This window comes from Streptomyces sp. NPDC001848 (assembly GCF_042891915.1).
In the GTDB taxonomy this organism is placed as follows: Bacteria; Actinomycetota; Actinomycetes; order Streptomycetales; family Streptomycetaceae; genus Streptomyces.
Map to the genome: position 1 here is coordinate 108,861 of NZ_JBIATP010000017.1, position 24,506 is coordinate 133,366.

General features: G+C 69.6%; 20 protein-coding genes and 6 pseudogenes. 10 read left to right on the top strand and 16 right to left on the bottom strand.

Annotation, left to right across the window (positions count from 1 at the left end):
- Positions 1-186: 186 nt before the first annotated feature.
- Positions 187-872, bottom strand: a pseudogene (locus ACFYZJ_RS30855) (integrase core domain-containing protein); the annotation flags it as partial.
- Between the two features lie 175 nt (positions 873-1,047).
- The gene (locus ACFYZJ_RS30860) at positions 1,048-1,641 is read right to left on the bottom strand and encodes an RICIN domain-containing protein (protein WP_388573395.1); all 594 of its coding nucleotides are present in this window, start codon (positions 1,639-1,641) and stop codon (positions 1,048-1,050) included.
- 510 nt (positions 1,642-2,151) lie between these two features.
- On the opposite strand from ACFYZJ_RS30860, the pseudogene ACFYZJ_RS30865 reads away from it, so the two are divergent.
- Positions 2,152-2,670: pseudogene (locus tag ACFYZJ_RS30865) on the top strand (DUF5317 family protein); the annotation flags it as partial.
- A gap of 597 nt (positions 2,671-3,267) precedes the next feature.
- Here the strand turns inward: ACFYZJ_RS30865 and ACFYZJ_RS30870 are convergent.
- Positions 3,268-3,975 carry a VC0807 family protein gene (locus ACFYZJ_RS30870; RefSeq protein ID WP_388573397.1) on the bottom strand — a complete coding sequence of 236 codons (708 nt, stop codon included), beginning with the start codon at positions 3,973-3,975 and terminating at the stop codon, positions 3,268-3,270.
- Positions 3,976-4,259: 284 nt separating this feature from the next.
- On the opposite strand from ACFYZJ_RS30870, the gene ACFYZJ_RS30875 reads away from it, so the two are divergent.
- The 3 genes from ACFYZJ_RS30875 to ACFYZJ_RS30885 are packed head-to-tail and all read left to right on the top strand — an operon-like array spanning position 4,260 to position 6,659.
- Positions 4,260-4,775 carry a DUF1453 domain-containing protein gene (locus ACFYZJ_RS30875; RefSeq protein ID WP_388573399.1) on the top strand — a complete coding sequence of 172 codons (516 nt, stop codon included), beginning with the start codon at positions 4,260-4,262 and terminating at the stop codon, positions 4,773-4,775.
- 19 nt (positions 4,776-4,794) lie between these two features.
- Entirely contained in the window at positions 4,795-5,964 is a 1,170-nt protein-coding gene (locus ACFYZJ_RS30880) for a sensor histidine kinase (RefSeq protein WP_388573401.1), read from the top strand.
- Positions 5,961-6,659, top strand: a complete 699-nt coding sequence (locus ACFYZJ_RS30885; RefSeq protein WP_388573403.1) for a response regulator — start codon at positions 5,961-5,963, stop codon at positions 6,657-6,659. The genes ACFYZJ_RS30880 and ACFYZJ_RS30885 overlap by 4 nt, the downstream gene beginning before the upstream one ends.
- Before the next feature lie 56 nt (positions 6,660-6,715).
- On the opposite strand, the gene ACFYZJ_RS30890 is transcribed toward ACFYZJ_RS30885, so the two are convergent.
- The 5 genes from ACFYZJ_RS30890 to ACFYZJ_RS30910 all read right to left on the bottom strand — a co-directional run bounded on the left by ACFYZJ_RS30890 (position 6,716) and on the right by ACFYZJ_RS30910 (position 11,758).
- Positions 6,716-8,059, bottom strand: a complete 1,344-nt coding sequence (locus tag ACFYZJ_RS30890) for a recombinase family protein (RefSeq protein WP_388573405.1) — start codon at positions 8,057-8,059, stop codon at positions 6,716-6,718.
- A gap of 500 nt (positions 8,060-8,559) precedes the next feature.
- Positions 8,560-9,120 carry a cysteine hydrolase family protein gene (locus ACFYZJ_RS30895; protein WP_388573407.1) on the bottom strand — a complete coding sequence of 187 codons (561 nt, stop codon included), beginning with the start codon at positions 9,118-9,120 and terminating at the stop codon, positions 8,560-8,562.
- Positions 9,117-9,836, bottom strand: coding sequence for an MBL fold metallo-hydrolase (locus ACFYZJ_RS30900; protein WP_388573409.1), 720 nt, complete (start codon positions 9,834-9,836; stop codon positions 9,117-9,119). The genes ACFYZJ_RS30895 and ACFYZJ_RS30900 overlap by 4 nt, the downstream gene beginning before the upstream one ends.
- A 27-nt stretch (positions 9,837-9,863) precedes the next feature.
- Positions 9,864-11,282, bottom strand: a complete 1,419-nt coding sequence (locus ACFYZJ_RS30905; protein ID WP_388573535.1) for an MFS transporter — start codon at positions 11,280-11,282, stop codon at positions 9,864-9,866.
- A 29-nt stretch (positions 11,283-11,311) separates the two neighbouring features.
- Positions 11,312-11,758: a MarR family winged helix-turn-helix transcriptional regulator gene (locus ACFYZJ_RS30910; RefSeq protein ID WP_388573411.1), complete on the bottom strand. Its 447-nt coding sequence runs from the start codon at positions 11,756-11,758 to the stop codon at positions 11,312-11,314.
- Between the two features lie 108 nt (positions 11,759-11,866).
- Here ACFYZJ_RS30910 and ACFYZJ_RS30915 point away from each other — a divergent pair.
- Positions 11,867-12,150 (top strand): annotated as a pseudogene (locus ACFYZJ_RS30915) (TetR family transcriptional regulator); the annotation flags it as partial.
- Positions 12,151-12,812: 662 nt separating this feature from the next.
- Here ACFYZJ_RS30915 and ACFYZJ_RS30920 read toward each other — a convergent pair.
- Both ACFYZJ_RS30920 and ACFYZJ_RS30925 read right to left on the bottom strand, forming a co-directional pair.
- The gene (locus tag ACFYZJ_RS30920) at positions 12,813-13,460 is read right to left on the bottom strand and encodes an NADPH-dependent F420 reductase (protein ID WP_388573413.1); all 648 of its coding nucleotides are present in this window, start codon (positions 13,458-13,460) and stop codon (positions 12,813-12,815) included.
- Positions 13,461-13,524: 64 nt separating this feature from the next.
- Complete coding sequence (locus tag ACFYZJ_RS30925; protein ID WP_388573415.1) at positions 13,525-14,337, bottom strand: inositol monophosphatase family protein; 813 nt, start codon at positions 14,335-14,337, stop codon at positions 13,525-13,527.
- A 118-nt stretch (positions 14,338-14,455) separates the two neighbouring features.
- Between ACFYZJ_RS30925 and ACFYZJ_RS30930 the strand changes: the two genes are divergently transcribed.
- The gene (locus ACFYZJ_RS30930; RefSeq protein ID WP_388573417.1) at positions 14,456-15,373 is read left to right on the top strand and encodes a LysR family transcriptional regulator; all 918 of its coding nucleotides are present in this window, start codon (positions 14,456-14,458) and stop codon (positions 15,371-15,373) included.
- A 44-nt stretch (positions 15,374-15,417) separates the two neighbouring features.
- On the opposite strand, the gene ACFYZJ_RS30935 is transcribed toward ACFYZJ_RS30930, so the two are convergent.
- Positions 15,418-15,816 (bottom strand): DUF3592 domain-containing protein, encoded by a 399-nt coding sequence (locus ACFYZJ_RS30935; RefSeq protein WP_388573418.1) that lies wholly within the window; start codon positions 15,814-15,816, stop codon positions 15,418-15,420.
- Positions 15,817-16,058: 242 nt separating this feature from the next.
- Here ACFYZJ_RS30935 and ACFYZJ_RS30940 point away from each other — a divergent pair, with 242 nt between their 5' ends.
- Entirely contained in the window at positions 16,059-18,239 is a 2,181-nt protein-coding gene (locus ACFYZJ_RS30940; RefSeq protein WP_388573420.1) for a glutaminase domain-containing protein, read from the top strand.
- A 204-nt stretch (positions 18,240-18,443) separates the two neighbouring features.
- Positions 18,444-18,898, top strand: a pseudogene (locus ACFYZJ_RS30945) (alpha/beta fold hydrolase); the annotation flags it as partial.
- A gap of 97 nt (positions 18,899-18,995) precedes the next feature.
- Here the strand turns inward: ACFYZJ_RS30945 and ACFYZJ_RS30950 are convergent.
- Positions 18,996-19,304 carry a transposase gene (locus ACFYZJ_RS30950; RefSeq protein ID WP_388573422.1) on the bottom strand — a complete coding sequence of 103 codons (309 nt, stop codon included), beginning with the start codon at positions 19,302-19,304 and terminating at the stop codon, positions 18,996-18,998.
- Positions 19,305-19,362: 58 nt separating this feature from the next.
- A pseudogene (locus ACFYZJ_RS30955) lies at positions 19,363-19,908 on the bottom strand (IS3 family transposase); the annotation flags it as partial.
- Here ACFYZJ_RS30955 and ACFYZJ_RS30960 point away from each other — a divergent pair.
- Positions 19,846-20,091, top strand: a complete 246-nt coding sequence (locus ACFYZJ_RS30960; protein WP_388573424.1) for a hypothetical protein — start codon at positions 19,846-19,848, stop codon at positions 20,089-20,091. The pseudogene ACFYZJ_RS30955 and the gene ACFYZJ_RS30960 overlap by 63 nt on opposite strands.
- Positions 20,092-20,282: 191 nt before the next feature.
- Here ACFYZJ_RS30960 and ACFYZJ_RS30965 read toward each other — a convergent pair whose 3' ends face one another.
- Positions 20,283-21,572 carry a hypothetical protein gene (locus tag ACFYZJ_RS30965; protein ID WP_388573426.1) on the bottom strand — a complete coding sequence of 430 codons (1,290 nt, stop codon included), beginning with the start codon at positions 21,570-21,572 and terminating at the stop codon, positions 20,283-20,285.
- Positions 21,573-21,656: 84 nt separating this feature from the next.
- On the opposite strand from ACFYZJ_RS30965, the gene ACFYZJ_RS30970 reads away from it, so the two are divergent.
- Complete coding sequence (locus ACFYZJ_RS30970; RefSeq protein ID WP_388573428.1) at positions 21,657-22,028, top strand: hypothetical protein; 372 nt, start codon at positions 21,657-21,659, stop codon at positions 22,026-22,028.
- 579 nt (positions 22,029-22,607) lie between these two features.
- On the opposite strand, the gene ACFYZJ_RS30975 is transcribed toward ACFYZJ_RS30970, so the two are convergent.
- Together ACFYZJ_RS30975 and ACFYZJ_RS30980 are read right to left on the bottom strand one after the other, a co-directional pair.
- Positions 22,608-23,867: a hypothetical protein gene (locus tag ACFYZJ_RS30975; protein WP_388573430.1), complete on the bottom strand. Its 1,260-nt coding sequence runs from the start codon at positions 23,865-23,867 to the stop codon at positions 22,608-22,610.
- Between the two features lie 61 nt (positions 23,868-23,928).
- Positions 23,929-24,280: pseudogene (locus tag ACFYZJ_RS30980) on the bottom strand (ACT domain-containing protein); the annotation flags it as partial.
- Positions 24,281-24,506: the final 226 nt, after the last annotated feature.

A 24,506-nucleotide genomic window follows, 5' to 3' on the forward strand; every position in this document is an offset into this window, starting at 1 on the left:
CGCCTGTCGTCCGGGTGGGGCTTCTGGCGGACGAGGCACAACCGCACCTGTCCTGATCAGGCAAGACCGCCACCACGGAGCACCAGGTGGAACCAGCCCTCACGAACGCTCATGGTCTCTTCATCCGTAGGTTCAGGGTTCGAGCCCCTGGCGGCCCTGCGGGTGCCGTTAAATCATCCGGGCTGGTCACGCGGCATGGTGGTACTCGTGCAGAGTTCCGCCGAGTCGGTCTCGTCGGCGGATCTCCAGGTGTCTGATGTTCCCCGGTCTGTTGATCGAGTGCAGGAGTGGTCGCAGGGGAGCGGCTTGGCCCAGGGCTCGGTGTGGGCGATGTTCGTTGTAGAAGGCCTCGAACTCGCGGACGGCGTGGAGGAGGTGGCTGAGGTTCCAGATCAGGGTGCGGTCCAGGAGTTCGCGTCGGCAGGTCTGTATCCAGCGCTCCATGATGGAGTTCATCCGCGGTATCCGGATGCCGGTGGTGATGACCTTCAGCCCGGCGTCGGCCATGAGCGCGTCGAAGGCGGGGGTGAACTTCGAGTCGCGGTCGCGGATCAAGGATCTGGCCCTGCTGGCGGCGTCCTCCAGGTCCATAAGGAGGTTGCGCCCGAGCTGCACGATCCAGTCCGCGGTCGGGGGTGCGGTGGCACCGAGGATCCGGATGCGCCTCGTGGAGTGCTCGATGGCCGCGAAGACGCACCGGCGTGTTCCGGTCAGGGTACGGACCTCGAAAAGATCGCAGGCGAGCAGCACCTCGGCTTGGCTGCGTAGGAAGTCGGCCCAGGTGATGCTCTGCCGTTCGGGGGCTGGTGGGATGCCGTGCTCCTTGAGATTTCCCAGACGGTGGAGGCGGCGACCTTGATGCCCAGGACCGAGGCCGCGACCTGCGTGGATGATTTATCGGCACCCGTAGCGCTTGCGGGGATCGTTGCCGCGGAGCGAACGGCCGGGGTCAGCACCGCACCTGGCGCTGCTTCGACGTGCGCCACCCAGGGCTACGCTTCGGCCGGCCAAAGGCGCACCCGGGCGCAGCCTCATGCTCCGGGCTGGTCAGTCGACCATGTAGAGGTCCCAACCCTGCCACCCACCGTCCTGCGAGGGCCCATTGCAGGGGTAGCCGCGCAGCAGGTCCGAGCCACCTGGACCGGCGTCGGAGTCGTCCAGGCAGCGGCCGGTGGCGGCATTCTGGAGCACCTGCTGGAAGTAGGCGGGGTTGGTGCCGGTGATCCGGCTGACGACCCTCCATCTCTGCCAGTTGTAGCCGTTGCAGGGGTAGCCGCGCAGCAGGTCCGCGCCGTTCGGCCCACTGTTGGAGTCGTCCAGGCACAGCCCCGTGGCGGCATTCTGGAGCTGGCCGTAGGTGTAGCCCCCTATATCCCTTATGCCGATCACACGCCATTTCTGCCAGTTGTAACCGTTGCAGGGGTAGCCCCGCAGCAGGTTGCCGCTGATGGCGTTCGAGTCGATCGAGTCGTCCACGCAGCGGCCGGTGTTGTTGTTCCCGCCGATCTGGTAGTCGTGTGGCCATGACCAGCTGGCGGTGTTGCCGAATGCGGCGGCCGGGCCGGTCGCCGCGGCGACACCGCCGAACGCGAGGGCGGCGGCGACGGCACCTTGTACGGCCCGCTTGGTGACTTTGCGCATGACGTCTACTCCCCGTTCACGCATGGGCGTCTGCCCAGGCGTTCCCCTGTTGGCTGCCGCTTGGACCGGCCTTGCTGCGAAGCGGCGAGACCAGGCTACTGAGGGTGGCCGTGTGCAGTCCCGTTTCCCGTACGAATCCGTCCGCCCCGCTCAGGGTTCCTTCAGCTCGGCCGTTCCCTTCAGAGGAACCGCACCCAGGTCACCACCGGACACGGCATAGATCTCTACCGCTGTCGGGTTCGACGAACTACCGATACCGCGTGCAGCACGCGCACCAGCATGGCCACCGTCTCTCAAACCGGCTCGTATCCAGGCCAGTTCGGTTCCGGAAGCCGGATAGTCGGTCCAGGGTGCTTGCGACCGCACTCTGGCTCTGCAACGATCCGTTAACGGTCTCGCCGAGACACGTGGCGAGGGCCCGGGGGCGCAGGCCGCTTGAATCCTGCGGCGTTAGATCGCAGTGGGGTGGGGGATGAGCGTGAAGGGGCGCGTCACCTGCGGTGTGGGGCCATGGGCGTCACCGCGCTGATCCTGTTCGGCGGACCGGTTGCCGTCGGAACGGTTGCGGGGTATCTCAGCGGTGGCCGGCTGAGCAGGCTGGCGGGCGTGCGGCTGCGATGGCTGTGGCTGCTGTGGATCGCGGCCGCCGTGCAGGTCGCGCAGCTGGCTACCGCCGGCCTCCCCGGCGCTGCCGGACGCCATCTCAGGACACCGCTGCTTGGGCTGGCCATCGCCCTTGCCCTCCTCTGGCTGGGCGTCAACGCACGAGGCAGGACCTGGCCGTTGAAGACGGGGGTGGGACTGGCACTCACGGGAGCCGTTCTCAACGCTGTGCCGATCGCCGTCAACGGCCGGATGCCCTACAGCCCCTCCGCGGCGGCCGTCGCCGGGCTGCGCGCCGGGTCCCAGACTGCCAAAAACGTGCCAGCCGGGCGCAGCACCCGCCTGCTCGCGCTGGGCGACACCATCCCCTTTCCGCCTCTGCACGCCGTCGTCAGCATCGGCGACGTGCTCCTGGCGATCGCCGCGGCCCTGCTCGTCGCAACCGCCATGCACCACCCAGCCAACGCCGCTCGAGAAAGGAACCAGCCATGTCCCACACCCTCACCTGGCAGCGCCTGGCGCTCATCGCGTTCACCCTGGCCTCGGTCGCCGTCCTCCTCTACACCCTCGGCGCCCCCAACTGGGGCGGTGGCTGACCAGTCGGCTCGCTGCACGCCCAGACCCTGCCCTCCGCCGAACATCGCAACCCCTCGACACTGCCGCCTTCGAGCGTGTCCCAGAGATCGAGCCCCACCCCGCAATGAAAGAGGGGTGGGGCTCATGGCTGCTTCAAAGTGCGTTGATCAAGCGAAGTCGCTGGTCACAGCCCGATGACGATGTTTACAAGGATCGCTACGAACGCTACGAGGCTGCCGTTGTGAACGGATGGCCCTGACCAGTCGCCGTTGAGAACCGGAGCCTCGATGTGTCGTCAGTCTGCCACCGTCTGCCTCGTCAAGTTGCCCGGAACCGGCACACCTTCGGCGCCGCGTCCACGCACTGCCTGTAGCTCCGGCAGCGGTTCAGGTCGACAACGACCCGCATGACAAGCTCCCTTCCCGGTAGCAATGACCGTCGCATCCGTCAGGAGTCGGCCGCGGCGCGCTGCGGTCCGGCTTCCCCGAGCTCGGCCTGTTCTTTCTTCATCGACCAGACGGTCCACAGCGTCAGCCCGCCCATGAAGGTGACCATGAGCAGCTGCGAGACGTTGGATGCGACTCGGATCGGCAGCAGGTAGACCGCTGCGATGCGCAGCGAGGCGTCGATCAGCAGCGTGGTGCCCCAGACCAGAGTGACGCGGCGCCAGCGGGCCCGCATGGCACTCGTATTCGCGGTGGCCTGGAACTGTGCCGCCTGCTCCGAGCCGGCCTCGCCGGCGAATCGCAGGGCGGCGTAATAGGCGAGAGGACGCCTGACAAGGCAGCTGCCGACGAGCACCAGGCCGGCTGTGGCGGACTGCGCCGAGTCCTTGGCGAGGACGAATCGGGCATCACCCGTGGTGAAACTCAGTAGCAGACTCGCGCCGAACAGGAAGACCAGGAACAGCGCGAACGGGTCGATGCGGCGCTGCCGGATCGCCACCCAGAGCACGCGTAAGCCGGCGACGGCGGTGCCTGCCAGCAGCGCAACGTAGGTGTTCGCACCGAGCAGTTCGGCAGCGAAGTAGGCGATGACCGAAAAGCCGACATCGTAGAAGAGCGTGGCGACCATCGCACGCACCACGGAGCCGGACCGCCGTGCGCTGGTGCCGGTTTCGGTGCGGGCAGCCGGACCGGACGGGTTCGAGGACATGGGAACTCCCAGTCGTGAATGGGCAGGAGGAGGGTTGTCGTTCTTTTCCGGGCCGGGAAATGACGGCAGCGACAGCCGGCGGAATTTCCCGTTTCGAACGATGCCGACGCTATGTCAGTCCGCGGTGCCGGACATGCGGCGTCCGCCGTAGATCCGGGTGGAGTCGTTTCTCCACCCGGATCTACACCACTCGCCGCAGGACGTCCGTGCCGGGAGGTTCTAGCTTCTGAGCCAGAGCACTTCGAACGTGCGGATCAGCGGAGGCGATTGAGGTGAGCGGTCCGGTGGAGATCGTGTTGGTCGTGGCGGCGGTGGGCTACCTGCTTGTCCGCCGCATGGCGGGGGAGCCGGCACAGGGCAAGCGGATGCTGGTGCTGCCGGCCGTGCTGGGCCTGATCGGCTTGTCGGAAGTGTCCGGGGTGGTCCGCACGCCGTCGTCCGTGCTGTACCTGGCCGCCGCCGCGGCGATCAGCGTCGCCTTCGGAGCACTGCGCGGCGCCAGCGTGCGCATCTCCCGGCACGACGGCTACGCCTTCGTCCAGTACACGGGCATCACGGTAGCGCTGTGGGCACTGAACCTGGCGGTCGGGTTCGGCGGGAAGTTCGCACTCCACTCGTTCGACCCGAAGGACGCGGGCACGATCGGCGACGGCCTGCTGCTCACCCTCGGGCTGGGCATCCTGGCCGAGAGCCTGGCGGCCCTCTACCGGTCGATGCGCCGCGGTTATCAAGTGATGTGGGGTCAGAACCAGGTGTCCGGATGGAACACTCGATCCGAGGCGCCTCGCGACCACCACTGACGATCTGGACCCCGCCACGATGACCAGCACCGAAAAACGGCCGACGGCTCCGACCGGGCCCTTCTGGGACGAAGTGGTCCGGCCGGTCCTTACCATCGTCGCGATCACCCTGACCATCGCCCAGTGGCCGTCCCGCCGCATCCTGCTGCCCACTCTCGCGCTGCCGCTGTTCGTCCTCGCCTCGATCGGCGCGGTCGGATCGCTCTTCCCGTGGACCCGACTGAGCAACCGTCAGCAGATCGCCACGACAACCGCATCGATGGTGTCCGGTTCGATGCTGCTGCCGCTCGTACACGCGACCGACGCCGGCTCGCTCCTCCCGTACATCGCCGCGTCCACGGCGGGCCGGAAGCTCGACTCCCCCCGGGCCGCCATCGGCGTCGCCGTGACCGGTTCGCTCGTCGCGACCGGCGCAACCTGGCTCGTCCAACTCCGGGTGCCCGACGCACCGCAGTGGCCGTGGTGGGCTCTGTTGTCCGCCGGCCTGCCCGTCTACATCGGAATGTCCACGCGGTACCGGCTCGACGCGCTGCGCAGCGCCGAGCACGCGGCTGAGGAGGCCCAGCGCGCCCGGGAGTCCGAGGCACGCGAGGCCGCGCTGATCGAACGCGGACGCATCGCCCGCGAGATCCACGATGTGCTCGGACACTCGCTGTCCGGGATCGCGATGCAACTGGACCTGGCCGACGCGCTGCACGAGGGCGGCCGGGAGGAGGAGGCAACAGCGGCCGTGCGCCGGGCTCGCGCGCTCGCCGTGGACAGTATCGGCGAGACCCGCCGCGCGGTGCACGCCCTGCGCGCGGGCACCCTGCCGCTGCCGGACACACTGCGCCAACTCGCCGAACAGCACGGGGTCGACTTCGCGATCACCGGTGCGGGTGATAAGAGCGATGCCATCGGTGCCGAGGCGACGCACACGGTCGTCCGGGCGGCGCAGGAGGCGCTCACCAATGCGGCCAAGTACGCTCCAGGCGCGGAGCGCAGCATGCGCCTGGCCCTCACCGCCGACCGCGTCACGCTGACCGTGCGCAACGGGCCCGCAACCGGGACTCGCCGAGGCGAGCTGGCCGGCGGCACCGGGGTCGGCCTGGTCGGCATGCGCGAACGCGCCGCCCTGCTGGGCGGGACCCTGCAGGCGGAGCCGACCCGGGAGGGCGGCTGGACCGTGGAACTGGAGCTGCCCCGATGACCGGCAACCGCACCGCCGCCATCACCCTGGTGGTCGTCGACGACCAGGCGACCATCCGCGAGGCCCTCGCGGTCATGCTCGACCTCGCCGAGGACGTGACCGTGGTGGCCACCGCGGCCAACGGCGCGGAAGCGGTCGCGGCCGCCGAGGGGCACCATCCGGACGTACTGCTGATGGACCTCAACATGCCGGTCATGGACGGCGTGGAGGCGACGCAGCGGATCCTCCGGGACCGACCGGACAGCAACATCCTCGTGCTGACCACCTTCGACGACGACGAGTCCATCCTGGCCGCGCTGCAGGCCGGTGCGAACGGCTACCTGACCAAGGAGGCCGATCGCAACACGATCCTGAACGCCGTGCGCACCGCGGCCCAGGGCCAGACCGTGCTCGCCCCCGAGGTACAGCGCCGCCTGCTGACCCTCGCCTCCCGACCCGCGCCCACACCGGCCACTCCGCAACCGGCCACCGCCCCGTCCCCGCCCGACGACCGGACCGCCAACCTGACCGCGCGGGAACGCGAGATACTCGGGCTGATCGGCGAGGGCCTGCGCAACCCGGAGATCGCGGCGCGACTGGTGATCAGCGAGGCCACGGTGAAGACGCACATCAACAACCTGTTCGCCAAGGCGGACCTGCACTCCCGCGCCGACGCCGTCCGCTATGCCCTGCGCCACCATTACCAGGAGAAATAGAGGCAGGCTGAAATCTCGTCACGGCACCTGTAGAGCCTAGATTTCATGGCACAGCCTCAGCTGAGGGGAGTGGGGCCCTTCGAGAGATCCTGTGGCCGGAGCCGCCCTTGAGCCACCACGACCGTATCGTCAGCCGTCAACTCGGCCCTCGGACACAACGATTGACGATACGGTGACGAGGGCCTCGACCTTACGGTCGCGGTCCTCGTGGCGTCTTCATAGGTGACCGTGATGCCCAGGGCCTCGTGGAGCGGGCCTCTCTTCTCGGCGGCAGCATTCTGGATGCGCTGTGCAATATCTCCAAGACTCTCATTGATCCGCCGGATCTGTCGGGCGTCGAGCGGGATCTGCCTCTTCCATGTGACGAAGGGGTGTGCGTCGAGCTTCTTCTGCGCCGCGTCCTTGTCCCGCTGGGCTTCGTTGATCCACTGGGTGACGACGGCGGGGTCGGCTCCGGCGTCGAGGGCTGCTTGGTAGCGGGCGAGCCGCCGCTCGCACTCCTTGATCCCCTGGCGTGCTTGGGCCTGCTCGGGGGTCTGGGGCTGTGCGGTGCTTGCTGCGGCGCTGGCGTGGGTGAGCGCTTCGATGGTGGCGGAGAGCCGGTCAGGGGCGAAGGCGCGGGCGATCCACCGGTTCAGGGCCTGGCACACGATGTCTTCGCGCAGGTAGACGGTGCGCGGGTGGGTCAGGTCGGGGTAGAGGGTGGCTTCTTCCTCTTTGAACTCGCAGCGGTGGTAGACGCGGCTGCGGATGGTGGCGGGCTGCATCTTGCGCCCGCACAGGCTGCACCGGACCCGGCCGCGCAGGGCGTAGGGGCGCCCGCCCCGTTTGCCGGCGCGCTCCTGCTGTCCCTGGTTGCGGGCGCGCTGTGTGCGCACGGTGCGGGCGGCATCGAAGAGATCGGGGCTGATGATCGCTTCGTGGGCGGGTTCGTTGGAGTGGATCCACTCGTCGGGCGGATTGTGGGTCATGTGGGTGCGGTGGCCGAGGGTGACGTCGTCGATGTCGAGGAGGCGTTCTTCCTTGCGCTGCTTGTTCCAGACCTCGTGGCCGGTGTAGCAGGGGTTGAGGAGGATGGCGCGCACGGCGCCCTGCTGCCATGCGGTCTTCTTGCGGTGCGGATTGCGGATGGCGTCGTGGGCGGAGGGACAGGGGATGCCTTCCCGAGTGAGCAGGGCAGCGATGGCGCTGTAGCTCATGCCCTCCACATACATAGTGAAGATCCGCTGCACGACGGGTGCGGCGCCGGGGTCCAGCTCGAGCTTGTGGACGCGCTGGCCGGCGGCGGTCATGGCGGCCGTGGGCATACTGATCGCGGTCAACGCATCCTCCTTGTTCGGATTCCTCGCGTGCACCTTGGTCGCCGGGAGCGGATTCGGGGCGGGGTTCCGGGGCGGCATGCGTACCGTCGTCCCCCCGTGCCACATCGCAGGATCGGGCGGCCTGCTCTCGGTCCCCTACCTCATCTGCTGTCTGGGCATGGGCGCGCCCTCAGTGCTCCTCGGAGTGATGGTCGTGCACGGCGGCGGACTCATCGACGCCGCCCGAGACCATGCGCTGTTTGTCATCGCGCTCGCGGTCGCGGCGCTCGTGGGATGCTGTCGACGAAGCGCCCCAGCGCGGCGCGGACCGACTCGGACCGCGCTGTCCGCGCTCGGGGGACTTGTCCAGTGTGCGGCCGGGGCCGCGGTACCCACCGGCGCCCTGGACGTTCCCCGCCGTGACGCGGGCACTCCTCGCACATACGGGTTTCCCGGTCGGCGATGCGGTGACGCCACTCACGGCCGGAGACGAGGGCGCGCCCGTGCGGCGACGAACGGCCGCCGAAGGACAGCCCGTCGTCATGTCCTCACGCGCGCACGATCATCGGTTTCGTCTGGCAGGCACACGCTCAAGGGGTTCAGCCTGTCGGGCTGAGCGCCGCGGCCCAGTCGTCGACAGTGGTGATTTCGGCCTGGCGTGGAAAGACCTTGTCGATGAGGAACTGGTGGGTGTCGGGATCGAGGTCGTAGCAACCGTCGGCCAGGACGGTGAGCTGGTAGTCGAGGTCGGCCGCTTGGCGCAGAGTGGACAGGACGACGCCGCTGGTGGCGATGCCGGTGAGGGTCAGGTGGTCGATGCCGGCGGCGGTCAGGAGTAGTTGGAGGTCGCTGCCGGCGAAGGCGCTGACGCGCCGCTTGACGATGATGGCCTCACCGGGTTCGGGAGCGATGTCGGGGTGGATGGCCGCGCCGGGGTCCTCGGCGGTGAAGATACCGGCCGGCAGGGCGCCGAAGATTTTGTTGCGCTTGTTGCTCTCGGGGTGGCCGGGCCGGAAGCCGAGCACGATATGCAGGACGGGAATGTCGGCGTCTCGTGCGGCGTGGACGGCGCGGGCCAGGCGCGGCAGGTAGTCGGGGTCGCAGACGCGGCTGGTGTTGGCTTGCTGGACATCCATCACCAGCAGAGCGCTCGTGGTCATGCTGTGTTGGTCCTCTTGGAGCTGGTAGAGCGCTGGGCGCGCAGGAAAGCGTGAAAGGTGTCGATGCCGTCGGCGAGGATCGGCTCGCCGTGGGCGAAGCCGACCGCGGTGACGGTGTCGGGGATGCGGGCCACGCTCGCCGGTCGTGAGGCCGGGGCGGCGGCCAGCATGTCGTGTCCGAGGCTGAGACGGCCCTGGTTGAAGACCGCGTCGCCGGCCAGGACGCTCCGGGTGGGTTCGTGGAGCAGCACGATGTGGCCTGGGGTGTGGCCCGGCGTGTGGATGACGCGCAACCCTCCGGAGCCCTCGATCAGCTCTCCGTCGTCGAGGAGTGCGTCGGCTTCGAAGGTGGGCCAGTGTGCGATCGGCAGCCGGTCGAGCAGCCGTCCGATCGGGCGGCAGCGTCCTTCGGGCGGGACGCGACCGGCGGGCAGCCAGTTGGCATCGGCACGGTGGATCAGGATCTGTGCACCGGTGCGCCGCCGTAGGCCGGGGGCACCTTTGACGTGGTCGGGATGGGCATGGGTAAGCACGATGCGTCTGAGGTCGGTGGGCGGGTGGCCCTGCTCGGCCAGTGCGGCCAGGAGCAGGTTGGGGGCTTTGGCCATCCCGGCATCGATCAGGGTCAGACCGTCGTCGCCCTCGACGAGGAAGGCGTTGTTGTTCTTGGCGGTGGGGATCCGGGTGATGCCGGGAGCCAGGGACAATGGGGGCATGGAAGGGGTCCTTCAGTCGGGTCCGTGCTAGGGGGCCTCATCCGCTGCAGCTTTGTCCGAACCGGCGCCGCGGATGCGGGTGAGTGACCGGTCGGCCACCGTGATCGTGAGGAACAGCGCGCCGGCGGCGAGCATGAACCAGGCCAGGTGGTGCAGACCGCTGGTGTCGGCGCGTTGCCCGAAGAAGGCGCCATTGGCGGCTGAGGCGACGATCGCACCGAGGTAGCCGAAGGTACGCAGCAGCCCCGCGGAGGAACCCATGCGTGCACTGTCGGCCTGGTAGTAAACGGAGTTCTGCAAGGCCAGGTTGTTCAGGCCCTGAGGGATGCCGAAGACCATGGCGACGACCAGCATCAGCCAGATGGCACTGTGGGTGTGCAGCAGCACCAGCAGGAGACAAGAGGCGATCTGGCCGACGGCTCCGGCCAGAAGCTTGCCGCGTATCTCCTTGCGGCGCCCGGTGGTGGCGGAGACGATGATCGCCGTCGCGAACAGCGGCAGTTGGGTGAGTCCGGCCTGCGAGGCGGAAAGGCCGCGGCCGTCCTCCATCCACTGGGTGTAGCCGTACAGGAAGGCGTAGGAGACCACGTACGCCAGCAGGGCACGGGCGTAGGTGGTCAGCAGCGGGAGATTACCGCCAAGCACGCGCAGATCGAGAAACGGCTGTGCCACCCGCAGCTCGCGGAGGACGAAACCGGCTCCGGCCAGGACCATGAGCACGATCAGGTACCAGTTGCTCACCTGCGGTTTCATCAGGAACAGCAGCAGTGAGACGAGCATCGCGGCGAACAGCGCCATGCCTGGTAGGTCCAGGTCTGTCACGAGCCGTTCTCCCGACGCCTGCCGGCGCGGGGCGGTCTTGGGCAGGCGTAGCCATCCGAGGATCAGGCCTGCGACCGCCAAGGGGATGTTGAGAGCCAGCGTGGCGCGCCAGCCGCCCAGGCCGATCAGCAGCCCGCCCAGCGGTGGACCGATGACGGCGATGGTCTGAGTGGTGACTGCGAGCGCCGTCAGTACCCCAACGGGGCCGTCGCGTCCGGTGCGCTCGGCCTCGCTGCGGATGAGGTACATCGCTGCCGGATAGCCGCAGCACGTGCCGAGTCCCAGCAGTACTCGGGCGGCGACCAGCACACCAAGGTTCGGAGCCAGCATGCCGACCACGCCGGCGATCCCGGTCAGGGCGGTCCCGGCGAGGAACAGGCGGCGAGGACCGTAGAGATCGATGAGCCGGCCCATGACCGGCTGCCCGATCGCGGTTGCCAGGTACAGGGCGGAGATCAGCCATGCGGTGTCGGACGGCGGCGCACCGAACGCAACGCCGATCGGCACCAGCGATACGGAAATGATGGAGGAGTTGACCGGGTTGAGTACCGACCCCACCATCATCGGGGCCAGTAGCGTGCGGTCGAACGCGTCCCGTTTCTTCGTCCTGCCGCTGGCACGCATTCCGCGCAACGCCCGCCCGATGGCCGACGTCATGACCTGTTGATCCGTTCCAGCAAAGCCATGGCCTCGATCACCGTCTGCCGCTCCGCCTCGGTGAGCTGCTCGTCGCAGGCGCGTGCAAGCCACTCTTCTCCCGCCTGGCGCCGGTCGGCGAGGAACCTGCGGCCGGTCTCACTCACCGAGACCAGTTGACGCCGCCCGTCACCCGGGTCGGGACGCCGAACCACCAGCCCTCGCCCCTCAAGCGCGGTGACAACCGACGTCATCGACTGGTGCCGAACCCGCTCGGCAGCCGCCAAATCACTTACCGATGCCTCGCCTTCTCTGTCCAGCCTGCTGAGCACGGACGTCTGCGACGGGGTGAGGCCGCTTGTGTCGTACTCCTGCCGGAGCCGACGCCGCAGCCGGCTCAGCGCCACCCGCACCTCCCGCGCCGCACGCATGGCCGACTCAGACACACCGTCAACCTTGTACATAACTACAGTATAACCTGCGCAGCCTAGCCTGTACAAATTTCAAGCCAGGGCGGCCGCACCACCGCAGGGATTCTTGAGCGAGCGTTGCATAAAAGTTGCGGTGGGTGCATGGCGAGGACCCGGGAGTTCGACACCGAGGCGGCGGTGAGCCGCGCGATGGAGCTGTTCTGGGCGCGCGAATACGAAGCGACCTCGGTGCGCGATCTGACCCGGCACCTCGCCATCGGGCAGGATTCCTTGTATGCCGCGTTCGGCGACGAGGACGGCCTCTGCCTGGCCGCACTGGAGCACTACCGCACCACCTTCGCCACGGCCGCCCTGCGTAGCTTCGAGGAGGGGGCGGACGCCCGCTCGTCCTGCGCGCGCTGCTGGTCGAGCGGATCCGACCAGCACACCCTCGCCGCCTTTCTCAACGGGCTTCTGGTCATTTCGAAGATCACACGGGACGCCACGCCCTCGAACCTCTCGTGAAGGTCGCTGGTCCCAGCGAAGTCGACTGCGATGCCGGGTTGAGCGGCTGTGCGGGCTCGTGGAGTTTTCATCGGGCCCCCGCAGGCCGGTGTGGTCGCATGCGTGCGAGCTGCATGAACTGATCGCGCCGTACGTGCTGGATGAGCAGGTCGCCCTGCCACTGAAGGTCGGCGATGGCTGGTCTCGACGGTGGAGTGCGGTGTGGAAAACGTCGGAGGCCGATGTCGTCTGTGGGGTACGCGAGTTGGCTGCCGTTCCGGCCAGCATCACGGCAGCTGCTGGGCGAGGCGTCCGGCGTTCAGGGCGCGGACAGCGGCGTCGAGGCGGTAGCCGGCGTACCGGCACCTCCGGGTGGTGAGGGAGGACCCCGACCAAGGGGCGCCCGGCTTCAGTGCGCACCGAAGCCAGGCGCCCTCGCCGTGCACCGGACTCGCCAAGGCTCGGCAGCACATCACCACAGGCTCACCGTGTTCAGCCCGGCGGCGCCGGCCGCAGCCGTGAGCAGTGTGGTCCCACGACACGCGCTCAGCCGGACGGCGGCCGCCCGGCACGAGGCTCGTGCGGCATGCCGGCGTCGGTGGAGTCAGCGGGTGAGGGAGACGGCGAAGGGGTGGAAGCCGTGTCGGCGCAGGATGTGGGGCACCACCAGGATCATGGCCTCGGTGGCTCGGGCTGTGGTGATGTCGCCGAGGTCCTCGATCCATGCGGGCTGCCAGCCCAGGTCGCCGAGCAGGCCGGAGACGGTCTTCTTCGCCTGCTTGTCGTTGCCCGAGACGTAGGCGGTCGGTGAGGCGTCCAGGTCTCCCGGAGCGGTCATGACCGTGAACAGCATGGTGTTGAGGGTCTTGACGACACGGGTGTCGGGCAGAGCGGCCTGGAGCAGTTCGGCGAGGCTGCTGCCGGGGTAGCACAGGTCGCCGGGCAGGCCGTCGTCGGCGTCGTGGGTCGCGTTGGAGACGTCGACGAGGATCTTCCCGGCGAGTTCCGTACGCAGGTCGGTGAGGCGCTCCAGGGCGCTGCCGCCGGGCGTCGCGTTGATCACGATGTCCCCGGTGCGGGCGGCTGTGCGTTGGTCGGCGAAGGAGAGGCGGGACTCGACGCCGACCGCCGACGCCGCTGTCTTCTCCTGCGGGCGTCGGCGGCCGAGGACGACGTGGTGTCCGGCTGCTGCGAGCTTGCGGGCGAGGTTCTGGCCGACGCGGCCGGCGCCCAGGATGCCGATGCTGGTCACGAGGTGATGCTCCTTGTGGTGTCGGGCGGGACGAAGGGAGAGCGAAAGGCAGGCCGATGTGTCGTCAGGCGATCGGCGACAGGGCCGTGAGAGCGGCGGCGTGGACACCAGGCGCGGCGGCCAGGAAGTCGCGGCTGCCCGTGCTCCACGGCTCGCCCGCCAGGTCGGTGACGACGCCTCCGGCCTCGGAGACCAGCAGAGCCCCGGCGACCAGGCCGGAGCGGACGTCGGAGAACTGCCAGAACGCGTCCATGCGTCCGGCGGCGACATGGATGAGCTGCAACGTGGCGGGAACGGACACGCGCACGACGAGACCGCCGGCGAGCATGGCGGTGACCGAGTCGCCGATCCGGCGGAAGGTGCGCTCGTCCTCGCCCGGCTTGGCTTGACCAGTACCGACGAGCGCGGCGCCGAGATCGGTCTTGGCGGACACTTTCAGGCGCCGGTCGTTGAGGTGTGCACCGCCGCCGGCGACGGCGGTGTAGGTGTCGCCGGTCAGCGGCAGATGGACGACGGTGAGGACCGGACGGTTCTCGCGGACCAGAGTGGCGGTGACGGCCCAGTCCGGCATGCCGTGGACGTGGTTGATGTTGCCCTCGGCGGGGTCGACGATCCACCACTCCCCGGACGGGAGCGCGCCGCCGGCCAGTTCGTCCTCGGACCACTGCGATCCCCGTCGTGCCCGCAGCAGCGGTTCGCGCAACACGTTCAGTACCGCGTCGTCGTTGGCGTGGATCTCGTCGACGACCTCGCTCAGGCTCACGCCTCGGGCATGCGGGGCGTAGCGGTCGCGCAGCGTCAGGCCGGCGGCCCGCACCGCGGTGGTCACGTCGGACATCAGCGTCGTGTCGACGTCGAAGGGCATGGCTGTGCTCATGGTTGGCTCCCTGGGTTCGGTCGATGCGGTGCGGCTCTGCCGCAGGCCCCGCACTTCGACCGTAGGCAGCCTGAGAGATAACAACAAGTGCATTCTTTTCACTTGTAAAGTGACTCTCATGCAACTGGATCTGAACCTGCTCACAGCTCTGGACGCGCTGCTCGAAGAGGGCAGCGTCGCCGGCGCCGCGGCCCGACTCCACGTCACCCCACCGGCGATGAGTCGCTCGTTGGGCCGCATCCGCAAGGCAACCGGTGACCAGATCCTGGTCCGCACCGGACGCGGCATGGTTCCCACCGCCCGCGCGTTGGCCATCCGCGCCCAGGTCCACACCCTCGTGCAGCAGGCGCACCAGCTTCTCTCCGAGCAGCCGGAGCTCGACCTGGCGGCTCTGGACCGGGTGTTCACCGTGCGCTGGCACGACGCGTTGACCGCCGCCTGCGGCCCCTCTCTGACCGCCGCGATCCGCCGCCAAGCCCCGGGCGTGCGGCTACGCCTGCCCGCCGAACCCGGCACGGACACCCCCGAGCTACGCCGGGGCGAGGTCGACCTCGCATCCAGCTCCACCCGGCCCACGCTTGCCGACGTCCGTCATCGCCTCGTCGGCACGGACCGGCTCATCGTCGCCGTGCGCCCCGGCCACCCACTCGCTGAAGGCCCACTGAGCATCGAGCGCTACGCGGCCGCCGAACACGTCACCGTCTCGCGGCGCGGCCGCCTGCGCGACCCGATCGACGACGCCCTGAGCAAGTGTGGCCATGAACGGCGCGTCGTCGCGGCCGGGCCCACCGCCGCCTTCGCGATGCAACTCGCCGTCGAAAACGGCCTGGTGCTCACCCTTCCCGAGGCGGTCACCCGCGCCGCCCGGGAGCAACTCGGCCTGATGAGACTGACGCTGCCCCTGCAGATGCCCGCCATCCCGCTGTACTTGCTGTGGCACCAGCGCTACGACGACGACCGCGCCCACACCTGGCTGCGCGACCAGGCCACCGAAATCGTCCAGGCACTGTTCGCGCCATCGGCGGCGTCCGCTTGAACTGCGACGATCGTCAGCCAGTGTGCGACATCCCGCAAAGATCATCAGTAGCGCGTCGCGAGGAACAGCACGGGTGCCGCCGTGGAGATCAGTCCTACGACCAGCAGGACGGTGAGCCGCGCGCGGTGCTGGGATTGCAGGTCGATGCGAGTTGTGGCGGGTGAGTGAGGGAGATAGATCACCGGTACTCGGCGGCCGATGGGCCAGTTGCGCGTCCCCGACTGCCCGGCGCGGCACTCGCGAGTGATGCCGCGGGCGTCCGTGAAGGCCACGACCGGGGTCAGGGTAACCGCGCCCTCGGTGGTGGCGCTGCGCCGGTAGCGGACGACGGTTCCGGGGGTGACGACGCCTTCGCGTTGGAGCCGACGCCGGGTGCGGACCTCGCGCGCGGAGCCGAGTAGCAGGAGGAGACCTATGACGAGCAGGGGGATCGCGGTCCACATCGAGTGGCGCGCCTTTCGGTGGGGGAGCTGGGGTTGCAGGCGTGGATTGCGGACCGGACCCTTGGCGAGCGCGGAGACACTGCCGCGAGCACGGCCCGCCGCTCGATTGTTGCGTGCCGGGCCCCGTCATTGTCCGCGGCTCGGGACACCCGAACAGGGGTATGGACACAGCGGCCGGTATGAGTTGTCATGCCTATGATCCCGCTGCAACAACGTTGTCAACGCTCGGGAGCAGGAGGCCCATGACCGACCATCACGCCGATGCCGCCCACCCCTTCGGCCTCGTTCCGGCCCCCGGCGGTGGCCTGAGCCGCCGGGGACTGCTCGGATGGACTGGTCTGGCCGGGCTCCGTACTGCCGGTATCTCCGTGCCGCCCGGCCCGACTCGGCCCGCCACCGCGTCCCAGGGCCCTCCGCGGGCGGCCTCCAGCGGCTTCGACCCGATACGGCCGCCTGCCGTGCCGCTCGCGGTGCGGTCTCCCTATCTCAGTGCCTGGTTGCCCGCCGACACTCTGGCCGGGAGCTGGCCGTGCTTCTGGACCGGCCGTACCACGGCGATGACGGGTATCGCCCGCATCGACGGGGTTCCCTTCCTGTTCCTGGGGGCGCCCGGCATTCCGGATGTCGTGCTGCGCGGCATGGTCCAGCGCTCGCTCACCGTCACGGCCACCCGCTCCGAGTACGTCCTTGAGGCCGCGGGAGTACGGCTCACCCTCACCTTCCTCTCACCCGTCGAACCGGGGGACGTACGACGGCAGTGTGTACCGCTGTCGTACGTCACGTGCGCCGTGCGCAGCCTGGACGGGCGGGAGCACAGCGTCGGTCTGTACTTCGACGTCTCGGGTGAGTGGGCGCACGGAGACAGCGGTTCGGAGATCGGCTGGGAGCAGGAGCGGATCACCGGCCCGGCCTCGATCACGTCCCTGTCCTTCTCGCCGTCGCGCCCCGACGAGCTGACGGAGCACGGTGACATGGCCTCCTGGGGAACCGTCGTCTGGAACGCCACTGAGCAGCCCGGGTTGACCTGGCAGATCGGCGCCGACACCGTGGTCCGCTCGGCGGCCGTCGCACACGGACGCCTGGGCAACACCTCCGACGCCAACCAGCCGCGCCGCATCAACGACAACTGGCCGGTCTTCGCCTTCCACTTCGATCTCGGCCGGGTCGGGCGACAGGACCGCTCGGCGCTGCTGTCGATCGGGCACGTCCGTGAGCCCGCAGTCAGATACCTCGGCACGCCGCTGCCTCCACTGTGGAAGTCGTACTGGACCCGGTGGCAGGACATGGCGTCCTTCTTCCACGCCGACGCCAGGCCCGCGCAGCAGCGCACCGCCGCCCTCGACGAACGGATCCGCCGCGAAGCCACGGCGCTGGCCGGCCCGAAATACGCGGCGTTGTGCGCGCTGGCGCTGCGTCAGGCTTATGGCGGGACGGAGCTGGTCAGCCGTGACGGGCAGCCGTGGGCCTTCCTGAAAGAGATCTCCAGTGACGGCAACGTCTCCACTGTGGACGTCGTCTACCCGGCCATGCCGGTCTTCGCCTACGCCGACCCGGAGTACCTGGGCCTGCTGCTGGCCCCTCTGCTGGACTACCCCGAGCACGGCGGCTGGCCCCAGACCTTCGCCGAGCACGATCTGGGCTCCAGCTACCCGGACGCCGCCGGACACAACGACGGCAAGGAGGAGGACATGCCGGTCGAGGAGTCCGCCAACATGCTCATCGTGAGCGCGGCCTACCTCGCCCGGACCGGCAAGTCCCGTGCGACCGCCTTCGCCAAGGCCCACTACCCGATCCTCAAGCGATGGGCCGACTACCTGACCGCCAACGCGCTCGACCCTGGCAACCAGAACCAGACCGACGACTTCACCGGCTGGATCGCCCACAGCGCCAACCTTGCCCTCAAGGGCATCCTGGGCATCGGTGCCATGAGCCAGATCGCGACCGCAGCGGGCAACGCGGCGGACGCCGCGCGCTACCGCTCCACCGCCCGGGACTTCATCGGCCAGTGGGCGGCCAAGGGCCAGGACGCGCAGAAGCATCTCAGGCTCGCCTACGACCAGCCCGGCACCTGGAGCCTGAAGTACAACGGCTACCCGGACCGGCTGCTCGGCCTGGGACTGCTGCCCGGCTCCGTTGCCCAGGAAGAGGCCGACTGGTATCTCGGCCAGGTCAACCAGTTCGGCGTTCCGCTGGACGACCGCCACGCCTACACCAAGGGCGACTGGGAGATGTGGACCGCAGCCTGGCTGGCCGGGCATCCGGTCAGCGACTACCTGGTCGGCGCACTCTACGACTTCGTGCACACCTCACCGTCCCGCGTGCCGTTCACCGACTGGTACGACACGGTGAGCAACCGCCAGGTGGGCTTCCAGGCGAGGCCGGTGGTCGGTGGCGTCTTTGCCCGGCTGAGTCTGGGGCGGTAGCGGAGGCACAAGGCGGCCTGGGGCCGCGACTGCCCCAGGCACGACGAATCCCGACAAGGCCGGGCGGCGCGTCGAGATCGCGACCAGCCTGCGCTGACGCATCCGTCGGTGCCCAGCGGGCAGGGACAACTGGCCGCCCGGCTGATCGCTTCGGCTGACCGCCCCTACGGGCGGGACATCGTGCGCGTCCACCAGTTCTGCACCGTGCATGGCGTCTCGGCGGCGGTCGGCTACCACCTCTTCCTGATGGCGCAGCCGCCAGGCCCGCCGGAGGCGATGATGCAGGCAGTGCGGACGCGTTCTTCAGCTCGTTCCTCGACGTCTGGGCCAACGAACCGACAACCATGCCCGAGGAGGTGCGTGCCGAATACCTGAGCGCGAGCGCCGCGGCAGTGGCGTCCATCGTCGCGGACTACCGGGCCTCGGCGGGCATCGACGTCACGCACGACCAGGCGGAGCTGGACGCCGGGGCGCAGCTGGCCATGCCCGTGACGGTCATCCAGCAGGACTGGGGCGAACAGCTGGGCGACGACGCTGCGGCGGTGTGGGAGGCGTGGGCGCCAGACCTGGACCACCGGCTGCCCCGAGCAGGCCACTTCATGGCCGAGGAGGCACCCGACGAGATCGCGGCGGCCATCCAGGACCTGTTGGCCCGCTGAGTCCCATGCTCTCGACTCACCGGCCGGTGGGCCACGATCGGTCGGCGAGTCCAAGGTTTTCGGAGATCGGGCCTTAACCCGGAATCTTGGACACGAGCTATGCGGCTTGGGGCAGGGTAGTTGATGTCGTGTCGAGTGCTGTCTCGTAGGCGATGGGACTCCGTTGTCCGAGGTGGGAATGACGGCGTCGGGTGTTGTAGCGGTTGGGCCAGCGGAACGCGTCGAGACGGGCCTCGCGTTCGCTGGACCAGTGCTTTCGGCCCTGAAGAGTCTCGCGTTTGAACGTCGCGTTGAAGGACTCGGCGAGCGCGTTGTCCGCCGAGCTGCCGATCGCGCTCATGGACTGGCGGACACCAGCCCTGCGACAGGCGTCGGCGAAGGCCCGGCTGGTGTACTGACCAGGCATCCGAGTGATGGGTCAACTCACCTGGCTGGACAGGGTGTTGGTCCCGGTCGCGCTGCCACAGCGCCATCTCCAGGGCGTCCAACACGATGACCGTTTCCTTCACGGTGGCGGCGGACCAGCCGACGATCCGGCGGGAGAAAGTGTCCACGACGAAGGCGACGTAGACGATACCGGCCCAGGTTTTCACGTGGGTGAAGTCCGCGACCCAGCAGCCGTTCGGGGCGCCGGCGACGAAGTCGCGGTCCAGTAGGTCCGGGGCTCGCTCGACCTGCCCGCCGGGCAGCGTGGTGATCACGCGTTTGCCACGGACCGCTCCGGCGATGCCGAGCTCGCGCATCAGACGTTCGACGGTGCAGCGGGCCACACGGTGGCCCTGCCGGTTCAGCTCACGCCAGACCTTCCTCGCCCCGTATACACGGTAGTTGGCCCCGAAGACCTTGCTGATCTGCTCCTTCAATACGCCGTCCCGCACGGTCCTGGCGGACGGCGCAGTTTGCCGTTTGCGGTGGGCGTAGTAGGTGGAGGGGGCGATCTTGCAGTCGTGCTCGGTCAGCACGCGGCAGATCGGCTCGACACCGCCGAAGCGGTCCCGGTGCTCGTCGATGAGTCGGGAGAACCGATCGAGACGCCCGCTGCCCGTGAACGTCCCCGTCGCGTCGCCGATGGCCTGCTGCGGCTGGTGCCGCCGACGCCCACGGAGGGGTGGGCGAAGCCCGTCACGGGCGGCAGCGGCTCCAGCGTGTACGCGATTCCCGCCGGACTGCCACGTCACGGACGCCGCCGCTAGCGAGGGCGGGGAGCTATCAGTCGGCGGGGTCGGTGATGAGGTACTGCTGCTCGGCCTGACGTACGCGCTGCTGTTCCCGGGCGCGGCGGCGCCGGCGCTGGACGAGGCCGTGCAGCGCCGGCGCCGACGACGAAGGCGGCGATGGTCAGGACCGAGAGTCAGGCGATCGTGCCCGCCTCGGTCCGATACCACTACAGCAGCCCTCCCAGCGGCAGGACGCGCTCGGCGAGCTGTCCGCGCAGCCGGTCTCCGGCGGTGTCGGCTTCGGTGAGCCAGTCGGCGGTGACCAGCAGTTCGGCGTGTTCGGCGACCTGGTCGGGTGGCAGGGCGCAGAACGCGGCGGCCTGGTCCAGGAGCAGTCCGCCGTCCTCGGCGCGTCCGAGCCGGCCGTCGGGGCGGGTGTGGGCGGCGGTGTACAGGGCCAGGAGCCGGGTGGCCGCGGTGGTCTTTTTCTTGCGGATCTTCCGGTCACCCACGACTTTCTGGGCCCAGCCGGAGATCCTGGCGCGGGTGGTCTTGCCGAAGGTGAACGGGCGGGGCTGCTCGGGCAGCAGCGTGGGGACGGTGACCGCGACGGGGTCCTCGGAGCGGGAGGCCATCACCTCAGTGACGGTTCCGGGCAGGCGCAGCCAGTCGGCGTCGACCAGCTGCTGCAGCACCCGCTCGGCATCGTCGGGGAGCCAGCCGGTGAGGTCCTGGCCGGTGACGTTCCCGGTGCCGGCGCGCGCTGCCCGCAGGGTGAGCATGAGCACTGCCAGGCGCACCTCGGCTTCCGGATGCGGGGCGTGCGCCTGGACGTAGGCCAGCACGGTGCGGGCGTGCACGGCCTGTTGCCGGGTCAGCAGCCGTTCCACCACCGGGTGGTTGCCGGCCGCTGTGTCGCCGACGGGCCGGCCACCACGGTTGGCGTGCATCTCGCGGGTGGTCTGCGCGGCCTTCTCGGCGCGGTGCGCCTCGTGGCGCAGGGAGCCGTCGCCGCTGACGTCGGCCCACAGGCGGAAGGCGCGGGCCTTGCGCTCGTGGAGGTCGGCGAGGAGGGCGAGGTCGGGCTCGGTGCGCTGCTGGTAGGCGCGGAAGGCGTCTCCGAGCTCGATGAGCTCCAGGCGCAGGACGTCGGGCTCGAGGTCGTGCGGCACGATCCGCTGCGCGATCTTCCCCCACCGCTTCGCCCGCCGGGACGTCCCGCCCGGTGAGGTGGCGCGGGCGTGGGGGACCGACCCCGTGGTGGCGGGGGAGGACGAAGCACCGCTCACGGGGGCGGGGCCGTGGTCGGAGAAGACCGCCGCCACACCATCTGCCGCGGTGCTGCCTGCGGGCTCCCGCTCTACGGCTGGCGTCTGTGCCGCCTGGCCCGTCGTGGCCGGGGTGGTGCGGGCCGGGGGCGGGGCGGTGTCCAGGACGCGGCAGTCGGGGATGGCGGCGGCGCACCGTGCGCACATCTCCGCGATCCGCCAGAGCCTTCCGGCACGGTCTGCGTACACCGTCAAGGCCACCGGGCCGCCGCATCGCGCCGATCCCGCAGTCGGCCGTGCACCGCCGCGCGGTCCGGCGGTGGGATCGGGGGTGTGCCAGGCGCAGTCGGCGGCGCGGCAGGCGCACCACGCCTCGCCGCGCGGTCCTCCGACCGCGCGGATGTGGGCCAGGTGCCGGTTGACGTGTTCGACCGCGGCCTTGCGTCCCACGGCGGCGCCGCCGGGAACGCGCTGATCCGGGCAGGCCGGGCGGGAGCAGGAGAGCTTCACCGCGCCGGTGGAAGGGCGGCCGTAGGGGTCCTGTGGGCGGGGCGGCTCACCGATTTCGACCGCCTGGGCACGGACCCGCTCTACGAAGGCGTCCTGGAACGGCTCCTGCGGTACGCGGACCAGTTCCCCAACGAGATCAGCTGGTATCTGAAGCAGGCCCGGGTGGGCGCACTGCCCCACCAGATCCGCACCTGACGCCAGCGCGGGGTCGGGCTGCCGACGCCCAGACGTTTCGGGTTCACGCGACTGTCCGTCGGCTGTGTACGGGTCAGCGCCGGCGGCCGAACGGCCACCAGCTCCTACGCGCGCGACGAGGCGGGGCAGCCGGTCGTGGTGGTGCCGAGGGCCGCGGCGGAAGCGGAGGCGCCGGGGGCGCGGGCTCAGGTGGTGGTGCCGCATCCGGCACAACCGGACCAGGTGGGGACGGGGCCGTCGACGGATCGGGGGAGGCCGCGCTCGCCGGCACCGGTGGCGGCACCAGAGGCGGAGCGGCCGGTGGCGGCCCGCTCGGGCGCGGCGGCCTGGGGGAGAGGCGGGCCGCCCGTCCTGGTCCGGGCTTGCGTGCGGCGGCGTCCGCGCGGATCTGCCGGAGGGTGCGTTGGGCGAGGGAGAGAGGCGGCGGGCAGGCGGGCGGGCTGCTTCTGCCCGTGGCGGCGTCGTAGGTCCAGTGGGCGAGCTGTCAGTGTTCTTCGGCGAACATCTGCAGCTCGGGCCTGCCCCTGCGGGGTGTCCAGACCTTCCAGGCGCCCACGGCCAGGACGAAGGCGCCGGCCGCTATGCCGGGGTGTGGCGGCGCCTGCGGACGACGTACACACCGAGCGCGGTGAGGACCAGCAGGCCACCGGACGCGCCGAGCCAGCCGGTGCCGGGGCCCGTGGTGTCGCTGCGCTTGGCGACCGGACGGCCAGTGACGATCAGCCGGCCGGTCCTCTTCACCCGGCCGTGGTGCGCGACCACGGTGACCGGGTACGTGCCGGTCGTGAGACCGGTGCGAACGGTGGCCATGGCGTAGTAGCGCGGGTCGTCGCCGTCCGCGGCCTTGGTGTCGTCGCGTCTGAGGTTCACCGGTTGGGTGAACGCCGGGGAGGTGGCAGAGAGGCTGTTCTCCTCGCCGGGGTCCGGGTACGAGTCCTTCCACAGCACGTAGACCCTTCCTCCGGCGCGGACCCGGTAGCCGTGCTCGCGGGCGGTGTCGGGGTCGAACGTCGGGGAGAAGGCCGGACCGCGGGCCTTGCCCAGGTAGTCGCTGTCACCCGGCCGTGCCGCCCGCACCGTGAGTGACTTCTCCGCGATCCGGCGGCCATCCGGTCCGTACAGGTCGAAGGGGTACGTCCCGTCCTTCACGTCCGGGCGGAGGTACGGCTGGCCGGTGAACGAGCGGGGGGTGAAGTGGGCCAACTGGTTGTCGTGGACGAGCCGGACCGGCTCGGCCAGCGCGGTGGAACGCACGGTGAAGTCGGTACCGGTCTCTCCCGGGAACAGGTCGTTGAACTCCGTGTCGATCTGCTCCCCCGGCCGGGCGGCTGTGTCGAAAAGAGCCTGCACCGCGAACGACGGACGCTCGGACGGCTTGACCCGGATCTGTTCGCGGGCCACCACACGGCCGCCGATCTTCGCGACGAGCGGATACACACCCGGCTGGTCGGACATGGCCACCGTGGCCACCGCGTCGTAACCACCGTCGTTGTCGGACCACTTGAAGGTGACCGCGCCGGAGAACGCCGACGAGGTGGCGGTCACGTCCTTCAGTCCCCGCGCCGCCCCCACCAGGGACAGGTCCGCGAGCTCCCCGGGGCGGGCCCAGCCGCCGCCGAACGTCTCCACTTCCAGCTTCGGCCCGGGCGCGGCTAACGCGGTCCCCGTCGCGACGCAGCCGCTCAGCAGGGTCCCCGACACCAGCGCGGCCACCCGCCTGGACCATCCCATCGCGCTCCCCTGCTCGTCGTGACGGCTCCAGCTCCCCGCCGGGGGCCCGTCGCACATGTAGACCGAGAAGCGGGACAGTTGGTTGTCCGCCGGGCACAGCAGGCTCACAGCCCGTGGCCCGCCGCCTCACTGAGGCGGCGGGCCACGACGGATACGGCGAACCGGGCGGTCAGTCCACCAAGTTGACCGCGCGGGCCGAGGTGGCGCCGATCCCACCGGCCGAACTCGGCCAGCACCGGATGCGGAATGGAGCCGTCCACGGTCAGTGCGACCAGTGTGTCGACGCTCTCCGTGGTACGGGCCACCTGCATATCTGCGATGTTGATCCCGGCGTCATCGAGGATCCGGCCGATGATGCCCACGATGCCGGGGCGGTCGCCGTAGCGCAGGCAGGCCATGTGCTCGGTGAGCACCAGGTCCACGTCGAAGTCACCGACGCCGACGTGCCTGGAGCCGGCGAGCGTGCCGGAGACCGAGACCTCGTCGCCGCCCGCCAGGGTGCCGCGCACGGTGACCAGGTTGCTGGGACAATCGAACGTGCACCTGGTCAAGGAGCTGGTGGACTTCGCCGAGGAGCACAAGGACTGGTCACGCATCTTCCAGATTTCAGCGAGTGGCTCACCGGGGTGGAAGACGACGAGATGGTCGCGGACGCCGATGTTCACCGCGCCCGCCAGTTCTCGCGGAAAAACCAACGAAGTAGTACCTGACCTGGGCTGATTTCGCCTAGCCGGTTCTGGCCGCTGC